Consider the following 15200-nt stretch of genomic DNA (forward strand, 5'->3'; position numbering starts at 1 on the left):
TGCCGGAAAGCGGTTCAGCGACGCGCACTGCGCCAGGCGTTAATGAGTTGTTCGAAGGTGGCTTGCACCTGCTGGATCAAAGTCTCGTCATCGATCTCGCCCGCCATCCACGCGCGGCTCGGTTCCTGGAAGATCGTGCGGCCCACGGCAAAGCCACGGCAGGTGGTGCTCTGGCTGGCCTGCTGGAAGCCGTCGGCGAGAAATTCGGCCGACGCATTCAGGCCCAACAACACCACGCCACGGCAGTACGGGTCGCGTTCCTGGATCAGTTCGTCGAGCTTTTTCCAGTCTTCGGCCGTTTGCGCCTCGATCTTCCACCACGCCGGGTAGATACCCAGGTTGTACAGGCGTTTGAGGCTGCGGTAGAGCACGTCAGGGTAAGTGGACGGGTGATCCTTGGGCGGAATGACTTCCAGCAGCAGTTCATGGCCGCTGACAATTGACGCTTCGTACACCGCCTTGAGTTGCGCTTCCTGTTCCAGGCGCAGCATCGGCTCGTCGTCCGGGTGGAATTGCACCAGGCACTTGATGATCTGCTCTTGAGGCCAGGCGATCAGGTTGCTGCCCACTGAACGGCCATGTTCGAACGCCAGGGGGCGCGAGTTCTGCACTTCCACCGGGCGCGCGATCCACCAGCCACGGCCACTGGCGGCGTTGAGCGCGTCCTGGCCGAAGCGTTGGTCGGCGAGCAAGCCGACGTCGGCTGCCACCCCTTGTTCGGCGAGTTTTTTCTCGACGCGTTCGATGGCCTGGATAAACAGTTGCTTGGCATCACTGATGCGCGCCGGGTCCTGGCCGCCCTTTTGCGCCAGGTCCACCAGTTGCCAGCGGTGATCGAAGGCAAATACGAACAGCTGTTTCCAGGCCTTGCGCGGCACCGTCACGCGGTGCAGGCGTTGCAGGGTCACGTCCTGGTCCGGGCGGGTAATCGGCACGGGGCTGTTGAACAGGTATTCCAGCTCCGCCGGCGTCGGCATGGCCGGCGCGCAGGCGTGGCGGGAGACGACCAGGCCGCCGCAGGCATTGGCCAACTGGCTGCAACGCTCGTCACTCGCGTCGTTGATCCAGCCGCTGAGGAAACCCGACATGAACGCATCGCCGGCGCCCAATACGTTGAGCACTTCAACCCGCACGCCGGGGTAGATGGCGCCGTCTTCCAGACGCGCGGGAATAGCGCCGTGGATCACCGTACAACCCTGCGGGCCGAGCTTGACCACCAAGGTCGCCGGGGTCAGTTCACGCACTCTGCGCAACGCGGTGAGTAAATCTTCACTGCCGCCCGCGATGAGGAATTCTTCTTCGGTGCCGACGATCAAATCAAAACGCGGCAGGATGGTCTGCACGTGCTGGCTGACATTCTGGTCAGCGACAAACCGGGTTTCACCATCGGCCTTGCCCGCCAGGCCCCACAGCACCGGGCGGTAGTCGATATCCAGCACACGCTTGACGTTGTGCTTGGCCGCGTAGTCCAGGGCCTGGATGCTGGCCTTGTACACGCCGTCGGTGGAGAAATGCGTGCCGGTGATCAGTAACGCCTTGCTGGAGGCGATAAAGGCTTCGCTGATGTCTTCGGCGCGCAGGGCCATGTCGGCGCAGTTTTCGCGGTAGAACACCAGGGGGAAGGTTTCGCGGTCCTTGAGGCCGAGCAACACCAGGGCGGTGAGGCGTTCCGGGTCGACCTTGATGCCGCTGACGTCACAGCCTTCACGGGCCAGGGACTCCACCAGGAAGCGCCCCATATGGTCGTCACCGACCCGGCTCAACATCGCCGACTTGAGCCCCAGCCTGGCGGTGCCGAAGGCAATGTTGGCGGAAGAACCGCCGAGATACTTGGCGAAGCTGGACACGTCCTCAAGCCGCGCACCCACTTGCTGCGCATAGAGGTCGACGCCCAGGCGCCCGAGGCAAATCAGATCCAATTGACGCCCACTGGCAAAACGAGTCTGGCCCATGCTGGCTCCTGTTATTTTTATCAGCCTGCGTTGCACCGACGTGGCGACGGCAAACGCTCTTGGTGGGAGCAGACTAGAACGTCCGGCGACACCAATCAATATTTATTCCAGATATTTTTTCATTGGAATATTTTTTCCATTAAGCTTGTACAGGGGCCATCCCACGACAGTGCATCGTTTCAGCAGGCCACGCCGGCCGTGATGCCGGGGTATTTTTTTGCGCCTACCCTGTAGACTTGCGCCACCCATCAGCGCAACAGACAACAACGCCAGAAGGATTGCCCATGTCCCGCACCGATCCCGAGACCACCCTGGAAGACACTCTCGCCAGCCCTCCGATCAATGCCGAGCGCCTGTTGCAGCTGATCACCGACGAATACGAGAGCCTGCCACGCCAGCTCAAGCGCATCGCCAGCTACATGAGCCAGCAGAGCGACCGGATCATGGTCGACCGCATCAGCGACATCGCCCGCGAGTGCGAGGTGCACCCGTCGGCCATCGTGCGCTTCTCGCAACGCTTCGGGTTCAGTGGCTTCAGTGAGATGCAGGCGTTGTTCCGCGAGGCCTATACCCACAAGACCACGCCGGTGCAGAACTACCAGCAGCGCATCCGCAGCATGATCGCCAACAAGTCGCAGAAGGCCAGCGGCGGCGACCTGGCGCGTGAGTGCGTCAACGCGACTTTGTCCGGCATCGAGCGCCTGGGGTTGGAGTTGGATGATGTCGCGTTCGACAAAGCCGTGGACCTGGTGGTCAACGCCGACAATATCTACGTGGTCGGCGTGCGCCGCTCTTTTGCGGTGGCCGATTACCTGGTCTACAACCTGCAACACACCAACAAGCGCATCCACCTGATCTCAGGCCTGGGCGGCAGTTATCGCGAACAGATGCGCAGCGTGCGCGCCAACGACTTGGTGATTGCCATCAGCTTCACGCCCTACGGCAAAGAGACCCAGCACTGTTTGCGGATTGCCCAGCATCATCAGGCCAAGACGTTGATCATCACCGACAGCAACCTGTCGCCCCTGGCCAAGCGGGCGAACGCGGTGCTGTTGGTGAATGAAGGTTCGTCGTTTGCCTTCCGCTCGTTGAGCGCCACCCTGTGCCTGTGCCAAGCGTTGTTTATTGCGGTGGCGTACCGGTTGGAGTTGAAGGTGGATGAGATTCATGAGCAGGTCGGCTTCGACGACTGAGCATCAGCCGATAGGCCGCTGGGATCACAAACAGCGACAACAACGGTGCGGTAAGCATCCCGCCGATCATCGGCGCGGCGATGCGGCTCATCACCTCGCTGCCGGTGCCGCCGTCCAGCAGGATCGGCAACAAGCCCGCGATGATCACCGCCACCGTCATCGCCTTGGGCCGTACCCGTAGCACCGCGCCTTCGGTGATGGCGGCCAGCAGGTTCCCATCCTTGCGTTCGGCCCAGGCGTTTTTCAGATAGAGCAGCATGATCACGCCGAACTCCGCCGACACACCGGCCAGCGCGATAAACCCTACGCCCGTGGCCACTGACAGGTTGAAACCCAGCCCGTAAAGCAACCACACCCCGCCCGTCAGTGCGAACGGCAAAGTCGCCAGGATCAGCAATGCTTCGTCCGCCCGGCGAAAGGTCAGGTACAGCAGCACGAAGATGATCAGCAAGGTCGCCGGCACCACCAATTTCAGGCGTTGATTGGCCCGCTCCAGGAATTCGAACTGCCCCGAATAGCTGAGGCTCATGCCCGGTTGCAGTTGTACCTGCTGGTTGATCGCTGCGCGCAGGTCCTTCACCACCGACGCCAGGTCGCGATCACGCACGTCGATGTAGACCCAGCCGGAAGGCCGTGCGTTTTCGCTCTTGAGCATCGGTGGGCCGTCGCTCACCTTGACCTTGGCCACCGTGCCCAGGGTGATCTGGCTGCCGGACGGCGTGTAGATCGGCAAGTTTGCCAAGGCCGTCACCGAGTCGCGCCATTCCTTTGGATAGCGCAGGCTGATCGGGAAGCGCGCCAGGCCTTCCACGGTTTCGCCGATGGTTTCCCCGCCGATGGCACCGGACACAATCGACTGCACATCGGCGATGTTCAGTCCGTATTGCGCGGCCGCTGCCCGGTCGATATCCACGTCGATGTAGCGCCCACCGGTCAAGCGTTCGGCCAAGGCTGAACTGACGCCCGGTACGCCCTTGGCGACCTTTTCCACCGCCTGGGTCACTGCGTCGATCTGCATCAGGCTGGTACCGGCGACCTTCACGCCGACCGGGCTTTTAACGCCAGTGGCAAGCATGTCGATGCGGTTGCGAATCGGTGGAATCCAGATGTTGGTCAAGCCCGGCACCTGCACCACGCGGTCGAGTTCCTTCACCAGTTTGTCCGGGGTCATACCCGGGCGCCATTGGTCACGGGGTTTGAACTCGATGGTGGTCTCGAACATTTCCAACGGGGCCGGGTCGGTCGCGGTTTCGGCGCGACCGGCCTTGCCAAACACATGGGCGACTTCCGGCACGGTCTTGATCAGCCGGTCGGTGCGTTGCAGCAACTCACCCGCGGTTTGCGTCGACAGCCCCGGCAGTGCCGAGGGCATGTACAGCAAGTCCCCTTCGTCCAGCGGCGGCAAAAATTCCCCACCCAGTTTCGAGATCGGCCACAGCGCACTGGCGACCACCAGCAACGCCACCACCAGGGTCAGGCGCGGCCGACGCAGCACCGCCTCCAGCGCAGGCTGGTAGAGCTTGATCAGGCCGCGATTGAGTGGGTTACGCTGCTCATCCGGGATACGCCCGCGAATCCAGTAGCCCATCAGCACCGGGATCAAGGTCACCGACAAACCGGCGGCCGCCGCCATGGCGTAGGTCTTGGTGTAGGCCAGCGGGCCGAACAGCCGACCTTCCTGGGCCTGCAAGGTGAACACCGGAATGAAGGACAACGTGATGATCAACAGGCAGAAAAACAGCGCCGGGCCGACCTCCACCGCCGCGTCGGTCATGACCTTCCAGTGGTCTTCGCCCTTGAGTTCACGACCCGGATTGGCGTGGTGCCAGGCTTCGATTTTCTTGTGGGCGTTTTCGATCATCACCACCGCCGCGTCGACCATCGCGCCGATGGCAATCGCGATGCCGCCCAGGGACATGATGTTGGCGTTGATGCCCTGGAAACGCATGACGATAAACGCAATCAACACCCCCACCGGCAGCGAGATGATCGCCACCAGGGACGAACGCAGGTGCCACAGGAATATCCCGCAGACCAGCGCCACCACCACGAACTCTTCCAGCAGCTTGTGGCTGAGGTTTTCCACGGCGCGGTCGATGAGTTTGCTGCGGTCGTAAGTGGTGACGATCTCCACGCCGGGCGGCAGGCTGCTCTTCAGTTGCTCAAGCTTGGTCTTGACGGCGGCGATGGCCTCCCGCGCGTTCTTGCCACTGCGCAGGATCACCACCCCGCCCACGGCTTCGCCCTCACCGTCCAGCTCGCTCACGCCCCGGCGCAGGTCCGGGCCCAGCTGAATGCTTGCCACGTCGCCAAGCGTCACGGGCACATTATTCGCGTCCAGGCGCAAAGGAATCCCGCGAAAATCCTGCAGCGACTTGAGGTAGCCGGACGCGCGCACCATGTACTCGGATTCGCCCATGTTCAGCACCGAGCCGCCAGTTTCCTGGTTGGCTTTGCCGATGGCCTCCACCACCTGTGCCTGGGTGATGCCGCGATTGGCCAGGGCTAGCGGATCGAGCTGCACCTGATACTGCTTGACCTGGCCTCCGATGGTCGCGACTTCGGCCACATTGGGCAGGGTCTTGAGTTCGAACTTGAGGAACCAGTCCTGCAAGGCGCGCAACTGCGCCAGGTCATGCTGGCCGCTGCGGTCAACCAATGCGTACTGGTAGATCCAGCCAACGCCAGTGGCGTCCGGCCCCAACGCCGGTTTAGCCGATGCGGGCAAGCGCGCCTGCAACTGGCTGAGGTATTCCAGCACCCGCGAGCGCGCCCAATACAAGTCGGTGCCTTCGTCGAACAGCACATAGACGTAGCTGTCGCCGAAAAAGGAAAACCCCCGCACGGTCTTGGCGCCCGGCACCGAAAGCATGGTGGTGGTCATCGGGTAGGTGACCTGGTTTTCCACAATCTGCGGCGCCTGGCCGGGATACGGCGTGCGGATGATCACCTGCACATCGGAGAGGTCCGGCAATGCGTCGACCGGCGTGTTTTGCACCGCCCAGACGCCCCAGGCCGTGACAAACAACGTTGCGAGCAATACCAGAAAACGGTTGGCGACTGACCAACGAATCAATAAGGCGATCATGGTTGGATAATCCCGCGCAAACTGGCTTCAGAATCCAGCAGGAATTGACCGGACGCGACCACCTGCTGGCCTTCCTGCAAACCGCTGCGGATCACCGTCATCTCCTGGCTTTGCGCGCCGACCTCGACGTCCACCGGACGGTAATGCCCGCCCTCCTCGGCCAGCATCACCAGCGTACGTTTACCGGTACGGATCAACGCTTCACTGGGCACTTGCAGTACGGATTGCGGGGAGGATTGCGCCAGACGCACTTGGGCCGTCATGCCGGGGCGCAAGGTGCCGTCTGTATTGGGCAGTTCAACGCGAACCTGCACGGTACGGCTGTCGCCGGCAATCGCCGGCAGAATGGCACTGACGGTGCCCTTGACGACTTGCCCCGGCAGCCCGACAAAGCGGCTCTCCACCGCCTGCCCCACAGCCAGGGCCGCACCTTGAGATTGCGGCACGGCGACCTGCAACCACAGGCGATCCAGGCCATTGATGCGCGCCAGGGTCTGCCCCGCCGCCATCGTCATGCCTTCGCGCACGTCCAGGGTTTGCACGACACCACCGATGGGGCTGGCAACGGTCAATACCGATTGCGCACGGCCGCTGCGCTCCATTTGCGCGATCAACCCGGCGGGCATGCCGCTAAGGCGCAAACGCTGACGCGCTGCCGCCAACAAGCTCGCATCCGCGCTGCGGCGCAAGGCCAGAAATTCTTCCTGAGCCGCCGCCCATTCGGGTATCAACAGGTCAGCCAGAGGCGCACCGGCCTTGAGTAAATCCCCTGGCGCGCGGTCATACACGCGCTCGACAAAACCACTGGCCCGCGCCTGTACCACGGCGACGTCGCGCTCATTGAAGGCGAGGATGCCGGAGAGGTCCAGTGTGGACGCCAACACGCCACGGGTGACCGTTGCCAGGCGCACACCGAGGTTCTGCGCCACACGGGGGTCGATCTGCACGGCGGCGCTGTCTGCGGCGCCTTCGGCGTAACGCGGCACCAATTGCATGTCCATGAAAGGCGATTTGCCGGGCTTGTCGAATTTCTGCTGTGGGTACATCGGGTCATACCAGTACAGCGCCGGTTTGTTGTCGGCCATGGCCGCGACCGGAGCCGGTGCCTGCGCCAGCCAGTAACCAGCGCCCAGGCCGCCGCCCAACAACGCCACTGCGAGGAGTCGATTAATCATGGGAAGCTTCTCCGTAGGCGAAATACAGCTGCGCGCCAACCAAGGCACGTTGCTCAAGGGCATCGATCTGTTTGAAACGGGCTTCGACCAGCTCACGGCGGGCACTGACCAGGTTGAGCAAGTCACCCTTGCCAGCGCGATAACCGGCCAGGCTCAGTGCGACCTTCTCTTCGGCCAGGGGCACCAGGCTGTCCTGACTGCGCTGCACGGCGCGGTCCAGGCGTTGGTATTGCGCCAGGTCATCATCCAGTTGCTGGGTGTGTTCGCGGGTGACCGCTTCGCGCTCGGCGTCCAGTTGATCCAGTTCGGCTTGCTTGGCGGCGATCCCGGGGTTTTGCCGGCGACCGGGGAAGATCGGCAGGTCGAAACTCAATTGCAGGCTGACCATATCGCCGTATTCACGGCCACGGTGCTGGTAGTCCACTTCCCAACTCCAGTCCGACGTCTTTTGCGCCTTAGCTTCGCGCAACCGCGCTTCGGCTTCGCGGGTGCGCGGTGCAAAGGCTTGTAGCTCGGGGTGTTGATGCAGGTTATAACGCCCGTCGATGGGCCAGTTGGGCAACTGGCCGCTGGGCGCTTCATTGGCGGCCGGGCCGATCCAGCGCTTGAGCGCCGCTCGGGCCTGGGCGCGTTGCTGGGTCAGCTCGTCTTCACGCCCGGCCAGTTCGGCGGCTTCCTGTCGCGGTATCACCGCATCCGAAGGCTGACCGCGACCACCGGCCAGCTGCGCACGCACGCTGTCCTGCAGCAGGCGGTTCTGCTGGTAGAAATCCTTGAACAAGGCCTCTTTGCGTTCCACCGCATAGGCACGGATCCAGGCCTGAGCCGTGGCCTGGCGCACGTTCAGGCGTTCGATCCGACCTTCGGCCGCGGTGCGTTCCACCGTGGCATCGGCCAGTTCGATACGCGCCTTGCGCTTGTCGCGGCTGGGCACCTGCTGTTGGATACCGATCATTTGTTCGGTCATGTCATCGCCATACAACGTGCCGCGATTGGGCCCGCCGATGGGGAAGTTCTGCAGGCCAACCACCAGCTTCGGGTCGGGCAATTCACCCGCCGGGATCGCCGCCTGGGTCGCGGCCTGCAATTTGGCCGACTCAGCAGCGAGCGACGGTGCATTGTTCTGCGCCAGGCGCAGGGCGTCGTCCAGGGTCAGCGCGCTCGCCCACGCCGGCCACGCCAGCACGCCCACCACCAGAGCGCGCATGTAGAGGGGATTCATGTTGAAGATTCCTGTTCCGTTGCGCTGCGCGCCGCATTACGCGGCCCACAGCAAAGCCATCCCGATCAGGGGATGCGTCTTGAGGTGCAACAGGAATCAGGAACGGGGTGGGCGCCAGACGCCGGACGGCGTACGGTCGGGGATGAAATCCGAAGAGGCGCTGACGAGCAGCGGATGGGCCAGGGTCAACGGCGCCTTGAGCACCGGCAGGGACAGTTGCAACAGGCCGCCGGTCTTGCATTCCTGGCCGGGTTTGCAGGCCTTGCCATGATCAACACCGTCCTGACAGCAGTCCGGGTTCATGTCGGTCATCACTTGCATATCCGACATCTTCATCGGGCAAGGTTCGGTGCTCGAAGGCACACCCGCCATCCCGGTCAGGGGAAGCGTGAGGCTCAACAGCAGGACCAGGACTAAACGCAAAAGGCGGCTCATGGGGCGCGAGTCTAGCCAAGCGCGGGTTAAGCCGCTATTAACAATTGCGTGAGAACCCGGCCGTGATAGCGGATCTGGGCCAGGGTCAACGCGGTGTAGCCGATGATCACCGCCGGCGGCAAGCTCACGCCGTGACAGAACTTGCCTAGAGGCTGCAGCGTCAACCCGGCTTCGGCGGCATGGTTGCAGAAATCGCCCTCTTCGACACCGGCCGGCAACCACAACACAAAATGCAACCCTGCCTGCTGGCCACTGACCGCGCAGCGCCCGCCCAGGTATTCCAGCAACGCATCGCGACGGGCTTGGTATGCCTGGCGCGAGGCACGCAAGTGACGCACGAAGGCGCCACTGCGCAAGAACTCGACCAACCCCAATTGATCAGTGGCCCCCACCGAATGCCCGGTGAGTTGCAAGGTGCGCAACAGCCCGCGACGCAACACCTTGGGCACCACCATGAAGCCCACGCGCAAACCGGGGAACAGGTTCTTGTTGAAGCTGCCGCAGTAGATCACGCGGTCGGCCGAATCCAGTGACTTGAGCGCGGCGAGTGGCGCGGCGTTGTAGTTGTACTCGCTGTCGTAATCGTCTTCGACCACCCAGGCGTCGGCGCGGGCTGCCCAGTCCAGCAGCGCCAGGCGACGGGACACCGACAGCGTCATGCCCAGGGGCGCCTGGTGCGCCGGGGTGACGTAGGCCAAACGGGCTGTCTCGGGAAGTTGCGCAGTATCGAGGCCCTCGGCCGTGACGGGGATGCCCTGCACATTGGCGCCTGCCAGCGTGAATAGGCGCCGTGCCGGCAGGTAGCCGGGATCCTCGACACAGGCCCTATCGCCAGCCTTGAGCACGCTGCGCGCGATCAGGTCCAGGGCGTGGCGGATGCCGGTGGTGACAATCACCTCATCGGCTTCGCAATGCAGACCGCGATAGCTGCGCAGGTAGTCGGCAATCTGTGCGCGCAACTCGGGCAGGCCGGCCGGATGGGACGCTTCCAGCACGCCCGGCCCGACTGACAACAGCCCACGGGTGATACAGCGGGCCCAGCTCTTCAGATCGAACAGGCTGGCATCCGGGCGCCGTGCGACAAAGGGTACATGACTCTGCACACCACTGTCCGGCAGATCAGACTCCACAGGCCGACGGGGTATGTCCTTGGCCAACGGCGCTGCGATGAACTGCTCGGGGATCACCGCGCACACCCGCGTGCCGGACCCGGCGACCCGCTGCACGTAGCCTTCGCTGTGCAGGCGGTCGAACACGGCTTCCAGCGTGCCACGGGAGACCCGCCAGCGTTCGGCCAGGCTCCGCGTGGAGGGCAAACGGCTGCCCGCCGGCAGTTGGCGGTTCAGGATCGCACCGCGCAAGGCTTCGTAGGCGCCCTGCTGCTTGCCCGCCTCCAGCGTGTCGGGGCGCGGCAAATCGAGGGCGGATGCGGTTTTTCCTTGGCTCATAGTGGTCCTATCAAACAAGGAACAAGTGGTCCTAATGATTAAACCACAATGCGACTAGAGTCCGGGCTCTACTCTTTGCATCGAGACGTCCCATGACTCAACGCGCCCTCTCCACCGGGTTCTGGCTGGTGCTGCTGACCGTGCTCATCGCCTTGCCACGCATCACCTTGGACATGCACCTGCCGGCCCTGCCCGCCATGGCCGATTACTTCCAGACCAGCGACAGCCAGTTGCAACTGACCCTGACGCTGTACGCCCTCGGCTCGGCGATTTCGCTGCTGGTCAGTGGTCCGCTCACCGACCGCTTTGGTCGTCGTCCGGTGTTGCTGGCCGGGTTGTTTCTGTATGTCCTCGCCACGGCAGCTTGTGCCCTGGCTGACAACATCGCCGTGCTGATCATCGCCCGACTGTGCATAGCCGTGAACGTGCTGGGCAGTGGGATTCTGGCGCTGGCAACCGTCGCACTGCCAGGGGAATGGCTGGCGATCGTGCTGCCGATGGTACTGATCATGGTGTCGGTGGGGATGGTGATTCCGGCCTGTCAGCTGTCGGTGCTGCAGCCCTATGGTGCAATCGCGGGAACGGCATCCGGGTTGTTCTTTTTCACCCAGATGTTCCTGACGGCTGTGAGCAGTTGGGCGACCGGACTGTTGTCCGATGGCACGTCGGCACCGTTGGTGATGATGACGGCACTGGCAAGTGTGTTGCTGGTGGCAAGCTGGCTGGCCTTGCAGCAAAAAGCCGCGCCTGTTGCTCAGGCGCGGCTTGGGTAACGCAACAATCAGTGCATGAAGATCGCGATCAGGATGATCACCGGAATAGGCACACCGAGGAACCAAAGCAGTAATGAGCGCATGATGTTCTCCTTGAATTAACGTACGAAGTGTTCGGTTTCGACATACACCACGGCATCGCGACGACGACCGCCAAAGGTGGCTGCGAAGCTGGCGAAGAAGGCGCCGATCAACAGGGCCACAAAGGTCCACAGTGAGGTGTAGGCAGCGACCTTGGCGGCGGTATCAGCGGCCTGCTTGGCTTTGAGCTTGGCGTCTTCCACCGCTTTGCGGGCATCGCCGTAGACTTTGTCGATACGCGCTTCGGCATCTGCCTGGCTGAGGTTGGTGCGCTGGCTGATCAACTGGGCCAGGTAGGCACGGTCTTCAGGGGCCAGTTGGCCGTCATTGCTCAGGGTGCGGGTGAAGATGCGGGCAACCACACCGTGGGCGGCGTCATCACTGACGGCGACTGGGCGGTCGTCGCGGAACAGGCTGTCGACGTAGTAGTCGAAGTCGCCACCGTTGACGCCCTTGGCAGCACTGCCGGCGGCTTGGGTGATGCCGCTGGCCGCACCGGCTGCAACGCTGGCACCGGCTTTCACGCCGCCGCTGACGACACTGCTGACCGAACCGACCACCAGTACCGCAGTGATCAATGTAGCGACAGCCCAGGCCAGGAAACCATGGGCGGTATCGCGGAAGTACACCTCATCGCCGTGCATATTCGCCCACTTCACCCGCAACCGGCCGGCGATGTAACCGCCCAGCCCGGACGCGACAATCTGGGTGAATGCCAGCCAGACAATCGTGGAAATGCCAAGCCCCTTGGCACTGATACCGCTGTCAGCCCACGGCGACACCGCCGAAAAGCCCAGGCCGAAGCCCAGCAATACCAGGATCAGTGACAATGCGGCCGCAGCGGCCGCCCCGGCAAAAATCGCCCCCCAGGATACCCCGGAGAGCGTGCTCGACTCTTGCAGCGTGGATGAGGATGTGATCATTGTTGTTGTGCTCCAAGGCAGAAAAATAGTGTTACAAGTCTCAAAAGGGACAGTGCAGGCACCATGCCAGTCCGCACTAAAATTAAATACGTTATAAATCAGCAGCTTAAGTAAATTGAACTTACTTGAACCATGCAACTTGCAAGAAAGGGCCATTACGAGCGGGCGTTATGCATTCCGTTGCCGCCGGTCATGAAACATGTGTCAGTTTTGCCAACATGAAGTTTTATTTAGGAAGCGTTCAGCCATTTCTTGGCAAAATGCCCGTACTTCTAGTGTGAATCGCTCACCAGGTAATCCTATGACCCGTATTTTGACCATCGAGGATGACGCCGTAACCGCCCGCGAGATCGTCGCCGAGCTGAGTAGCCATGGACTGGATGTAGATTGGGTAGACAACGGCCGCGAAGGCCTGGTCCGCGCCGTGAGTGGCGATTACGACCTGATCACCCTCGACCGCATGCTGCCGGAGCTCGATGGGTTGGCCATCGTCACCACGCTGCGCACGATTGGTGTGTCGACGCCGATCCTGATGATCAGCGCCCTCTCCGACGTAGATGAGCGTGTACGCGGCCTGCGTGCCGGCGGTGATGATTACCTCACCAAGCCGTTCGCCTCGGATGAAATGGCCGCCCGCGTCGAAGTGCTGCTGCGGCGCAAAAGCACGGTCCAGGAATTCGAAACCGCCCTGCGCGTGGCCGACCTGGAGCTGAACCTGATCAGCCGCGAAGCCAGCCGCGCCGAACAGCCCCTGAGCCTGCTGCCCACTGAATACAAGTTGCTGGAGTTCCTGATGCGCAACACCGGGCAGATCCTGTCGCGGATGATGATCTTCGAGGAAGTCTGGGGCTATCACTTCGACCCCGGCACCAACCTGATCGACGTGCACATCGGCCGTCTGCGCAAGAAGATCGACCCACCGGGCCTCACGCCGCTGATCCGCACGGTACGAGGTTCCGGTTATGTCATTGCTGAACCCCTCTAAGGGCTGGCGCTCTTCCAGCAGCCGTTTGCTGGCGCTGTACAGTTCGTTGTTCGTGGCGTGGAGCTGCATCCTCATGGGGGTGCTGTATTACGAGGTGTCGGGTTACCTGGGCGACCTGTCGCGCCATTCCCTGATGCAGCGCCAGCACTTGTTCCAGCGCTTTGACGGTGAGGAGCTGGTGGAAGCCCTGACCACCAGCATGACCTTCGACATGAAGGGCGTGGACGCCTACGGCTTGTTCGACGAGCAATTCCGCCCGTTGAGCGGGCCGATCCGCGCGGTGCCGCCCGACCTGCCGCTGGACGGCAAGATCCACGCCCTGGCCAATTGCGTCGACTCCGACGACCCCAAGTTGCCCAAGGACAGCTGCGACGCCGTCGCCACCCACACCGAAGACGGCCGCTGGCTGGTGCTGGTGCGCGCCAACGGTTCGCTGTTTGGCGTGACCCGGATCATCTGGCATGCCCTGCTGTGGGCGCTTTCGTTGACGATTATCCCCGGCGTTGCCGGCTGGCATTTATTGCGCCGTCGCCCGTTGCGACGCATTCGCGGAATCCAGGCCAGCGCCGAAGCCATCGTCGCCGGCGACCTGACCCACCGCCTGCCGCTGTCGAACCGACGCGACGAACTGGACATGCTCGCGGCCATCGTCAACGCCATGCTGGATCGCATCGAGAAGTTGATGAATGAGGTCAAGGGCGTGTGCGACAACATCGCCCACGACCTGCGCACCCCGCTGACGCGCCTGCGTGCGCAGCTGTACCGGATCAAGCAGGAGGCCGAGGCGGAATCGGACTACGCGGTGAAACTGGATGACGCGATTGCCGAAACCGACACCCTGATGGCGCGCTTTCGCGGGCTGTTGCGTATCTCCGAGCTGGAAGACCACCAGCGTCGCTCCGGCTTTTTGGTCATGGACCCGTTGCCGCTGTTGCGCGAGCTGCACGACTTCTACCTGCCCCTGGCTGAAGAAGGCGAACTGCAATTGCGCCTCGAAACCCCGGAATCCCTGCCGTGGATCACCGGCGACCGCGCCCTGCTGTTCGAGGCCCTGGCCAACCTGTTGAGTAACTCGATCAAGTTCTCCCCGCCGGGCGGCGAAGTGATCTTGCGCGGGGTCAATGATGCCGGCAGCACGCGCATTGAAGTGCACGACTCCGGCCCCGGCATCCCCGCGGCGGAACGTGACGCAGTGTTCCAGCGTTTCTATCGTGTGGATGAAAGCGACCAGCAAGGCGGGTTCGGGTTGGGTTTGTCGATTGTGGCGGCGATCATCAACTTGCATGGGTTCAAGTTGGAAGTGGGTACCAGCGAGCAAGGCGGTGCCAGATTAGTCCTGGAATGCCGCCAGCAGCTTATGCCCAAAGCCTGAGGTTCACACCGATCAAAAAAGTGGGAGCGGGCTTGCTCGCGAATGCGGTCGGTCAGTCACCGAAACATCGGCTGACCCACTGCATTCGCGAGCAAGCCCGCTCCCACATTCAATTGCAGTGCGTGGCGATCAGGCCGGGAAGTTAGCCCGCAACGCCTCCAACCCACCGCTGTAGACGCCGGCAAACAACTCCTCCACCGCCGCATCCGAAGTCCCCGCCGCCGGTGTGAACACACCCGACCAGGTCACTTTCGCCGACGACTCGGTCAAGGCTTCAACCTGCAACGTCGCCAGGTACGCACTCACCGGAAACGGTGACTGCTCAATGGTGTAGCTGTAGGTACGCCCGACGTTGTCAAAACTCTGCAACCGCTCCACCACCACACCACCGTCGGCGGTTTGCAGGTGACGCACGCGGCCGCCGTCGCTTGGCTCGCTTTTGACAATGAACGGCAGCCAGTCCGGCAGGCTGTTGAAGCCGCCGACCAATTGCCAGACCTGATCGGCCGAAACCGGGATTTCAATCACAGAAGACGCTGTTGCCACGTTAATT

12 protein-coding genes are annotated in these 15200 nt (G+C 62.5%); 4 read left to right on the forward strand and 8 right to left on the reverse strand.

What is annotated here, in order from left to right; genetic code table 11:
• Positions 1 to 14: 14 nt before the first annotated feature.
• Positions 15 to 1952, reverse strand: coding sequence for a bifunctional 5-dehydro-2-deoxygluconokinase/5-dehydro-2-deoxyphosphogluconate aldolase (locus tag ACP7EW_RS28175; RefSeq protein ID WP_426221370.1), 1938 nt, complete (start codon positions 1950 to 1952; stop codon positions 15 to 17).
• A 284-nt stretch (positions 1953 to 2236) separates the two neighbouring features.
• Here ACP7EW_RS28175 and ACP7EW_RS28180 point away from each other — a divergent pair, with 284 nt between their 5' ends.
• Positions 2237 to 3145: a MurR/RpiR family transcriptional regulator gene (locus tag ACP7EW_RS28180; RefSeq protein ID WP_028615857.1), complete on the forward strand. Its 909-nt coding sequence runs from the start codon at positions 2237 to 2239 to the stop codon at positions 3143 to 3145.
• Here ACP7EW_RS28180 and ACP7EW_RS28185 read toward each other — a convergent pair.
• The 5 genes from ACP7EW_RS28185 to ACP7EW_RS28205 all read right to left on the reverse strand — a co-directional run bounded on the left by ACP7EW_RS28185 (position 3075) and on the right by ACP7EW_RS28205 (position 10513).
• Positions 3075 to 6233, reverse strand: a complete 3159-nt coding sequence (locus ACP7EW_RS28185; RefSeq protein WP_426221372.1) for an efflux RND transporter permease subunit — start codon at positions 6231 to 6233, stop codon at positions 3075 to 3077. The genes ACP7EW_RS28180 and ACP7EW_RS28185 overlap by 71 nt on opposite strands.
• Positions 6230 to 7408 (reverse strand): efflux RND transporter periplasmic adaptor subunit, encoded by a 1179-nt coding sequence (locus ACP7EW_RS28190; protein ID WP_426221374.1) that lies wholly within the window; start codon positions 7406 to 7408, stop codon positions 6230 to 6232. Before ACP7EW_RS28190 ends, ACP7EW_RS28185 begins: the two co-directional genes overlap by 4 nt.
• On the reverse strand, positions 7401 to 8630 hold the full coding sequence (locus tag ACP7EW_RS28195) for a TolC family protein (RefSeq protein ID WP_038848472.1): 1230 nt from the start codon (positions 8628 to 8630) through the stop codon (positions 7401 to 7403). The genes ACP7EW_RS28190 and ACP7EW_RS28195 overlap by 8 nt, the downstream gene beginning before the upstream one ends.
• A 96-nt stretch (positions 8631 to 8726) precedes the next feature.
• Positions 8727 to 9065: a hypothetical protein gene (locus tag ACP7EW_RS28200; protein WP_016975572.1), complete on the reverse strand. Its 339-nt coding sequence runs from the start codon at positions 9063 to 9065 to the stop codon at positions 8727 to 8729.
• A 26-nt stretch (positions 9066 to 9091) separates the two neighbouring features.
• Positions 9092 to 10513, reverse strand: coding sequence for a PLP-dependent aminotransferase family protein (locus ACP7EW_RS28205; RefSeq protein WP_426221376.1), 1422 nt, complete (start codon positions 10511 to 10513; stop codon positions 9092 to 9094).
• A 92-nt stretch (positions 10514 to 10605) separates the two neighbouring features.
• On the opposite strand from ACP7EW_RS28205, the gene ACP7EW_RS28210 reads away from it, so the two are divergent.
• Positions 10606 to 11286 (forward strand): MFS transporter, encoded by a 681-nt coding sequence (locus ACP7EW_RS28210; RefSeq protein ID WP_426221378.1) that lies wholly within the window; start codon positions 10606 to 10608, stop codon positions 11284 to 11286.
• Positions 11287 to 11384: 98 nt separating this feature from the next.
• On the opposite strand, the gene ACP7EW_RS28215 is transcribed toward ACP7EW_RS28210, so the two are convergent.
• Positions 11385 to 12290: a hypothetical protein gene (locus ACP7EW_RS28215; RefSeq protein ID WP_177077642.1), complete on the reverse strand. Its 906-nt coding sequence runs from the start codon at positions 12288 to 12290 to the stop codon at positions 11385 to 11387.
• Between the two features lie 301 nt (positions 12291 to 12591).
• Between ACP7EW_RS28215 and ACP7EW_RS28220 the strand changes: the two genes are divergently transcribed.
• Both ACP7EW_RS28220 and ACP7EW_RS28225 read left to right on the forward strand, forming a co-directional pair.
• On the forward strand, positions 12592 to 13275 hold the full coding sequence (locus tag ACP7EW_RS28220; RefSeq protein WP_088423198.1) for a response regulator transcription factor: 684 nt from the start codon (positions 12592 to 12594) through the stop codon (positions 13273 to 13275).
• The gene (locus tag ACP7EW_RS28225) at positions 13253 to 14647 is read left to right on the forward strand and encodes a sensor histidine kinase (RefSeq protein ID WP_426221381.1); all 1395 of its coding nucleotides are present in this window, start codon (positions 13253 to 13255) and stop codon (positions 14645 to 14647) included. Before ACP7EW_RS28220 ends, ACP7EW_RS28225 begins: the two co-directional genes overlap by 23 nt.
• Before the next feature lie 129 nt (positions 14648 to 14776).
• Here ACP7EW_RS28225 and ACP7EW_RS28230 read toward each other — a convergent pair whose 3' ends face one another.
• Positions 14777 to 15193 carry an SRPBCC family protein gene (locus ACP7EW_RS28230; RefSeq protein ID WP_426221383.1) on the reverse strand — a complete coding sequence of 139 codons (417 nt, stop codon included), beginning with the start codon at positions 15191 to 15193 and terminating at the stop codon, positions 14777 to 14779.
• Positions 15194 to 15200: the final 7 nt, after the last annotated feature.

This window comes from Pseudomonas sp. DWRC2-2, from assembly GCF_049897885.1.
In the GTDB taxonomy this organism is placed as follows: domain Bacteria; phylum Pseudomonadota; class Gammaproteobacteria; order Pseudomonadales; family Pseudomonadaceae; genus Aquipseudomonas; species Aquipseudomonas azotoformans_A.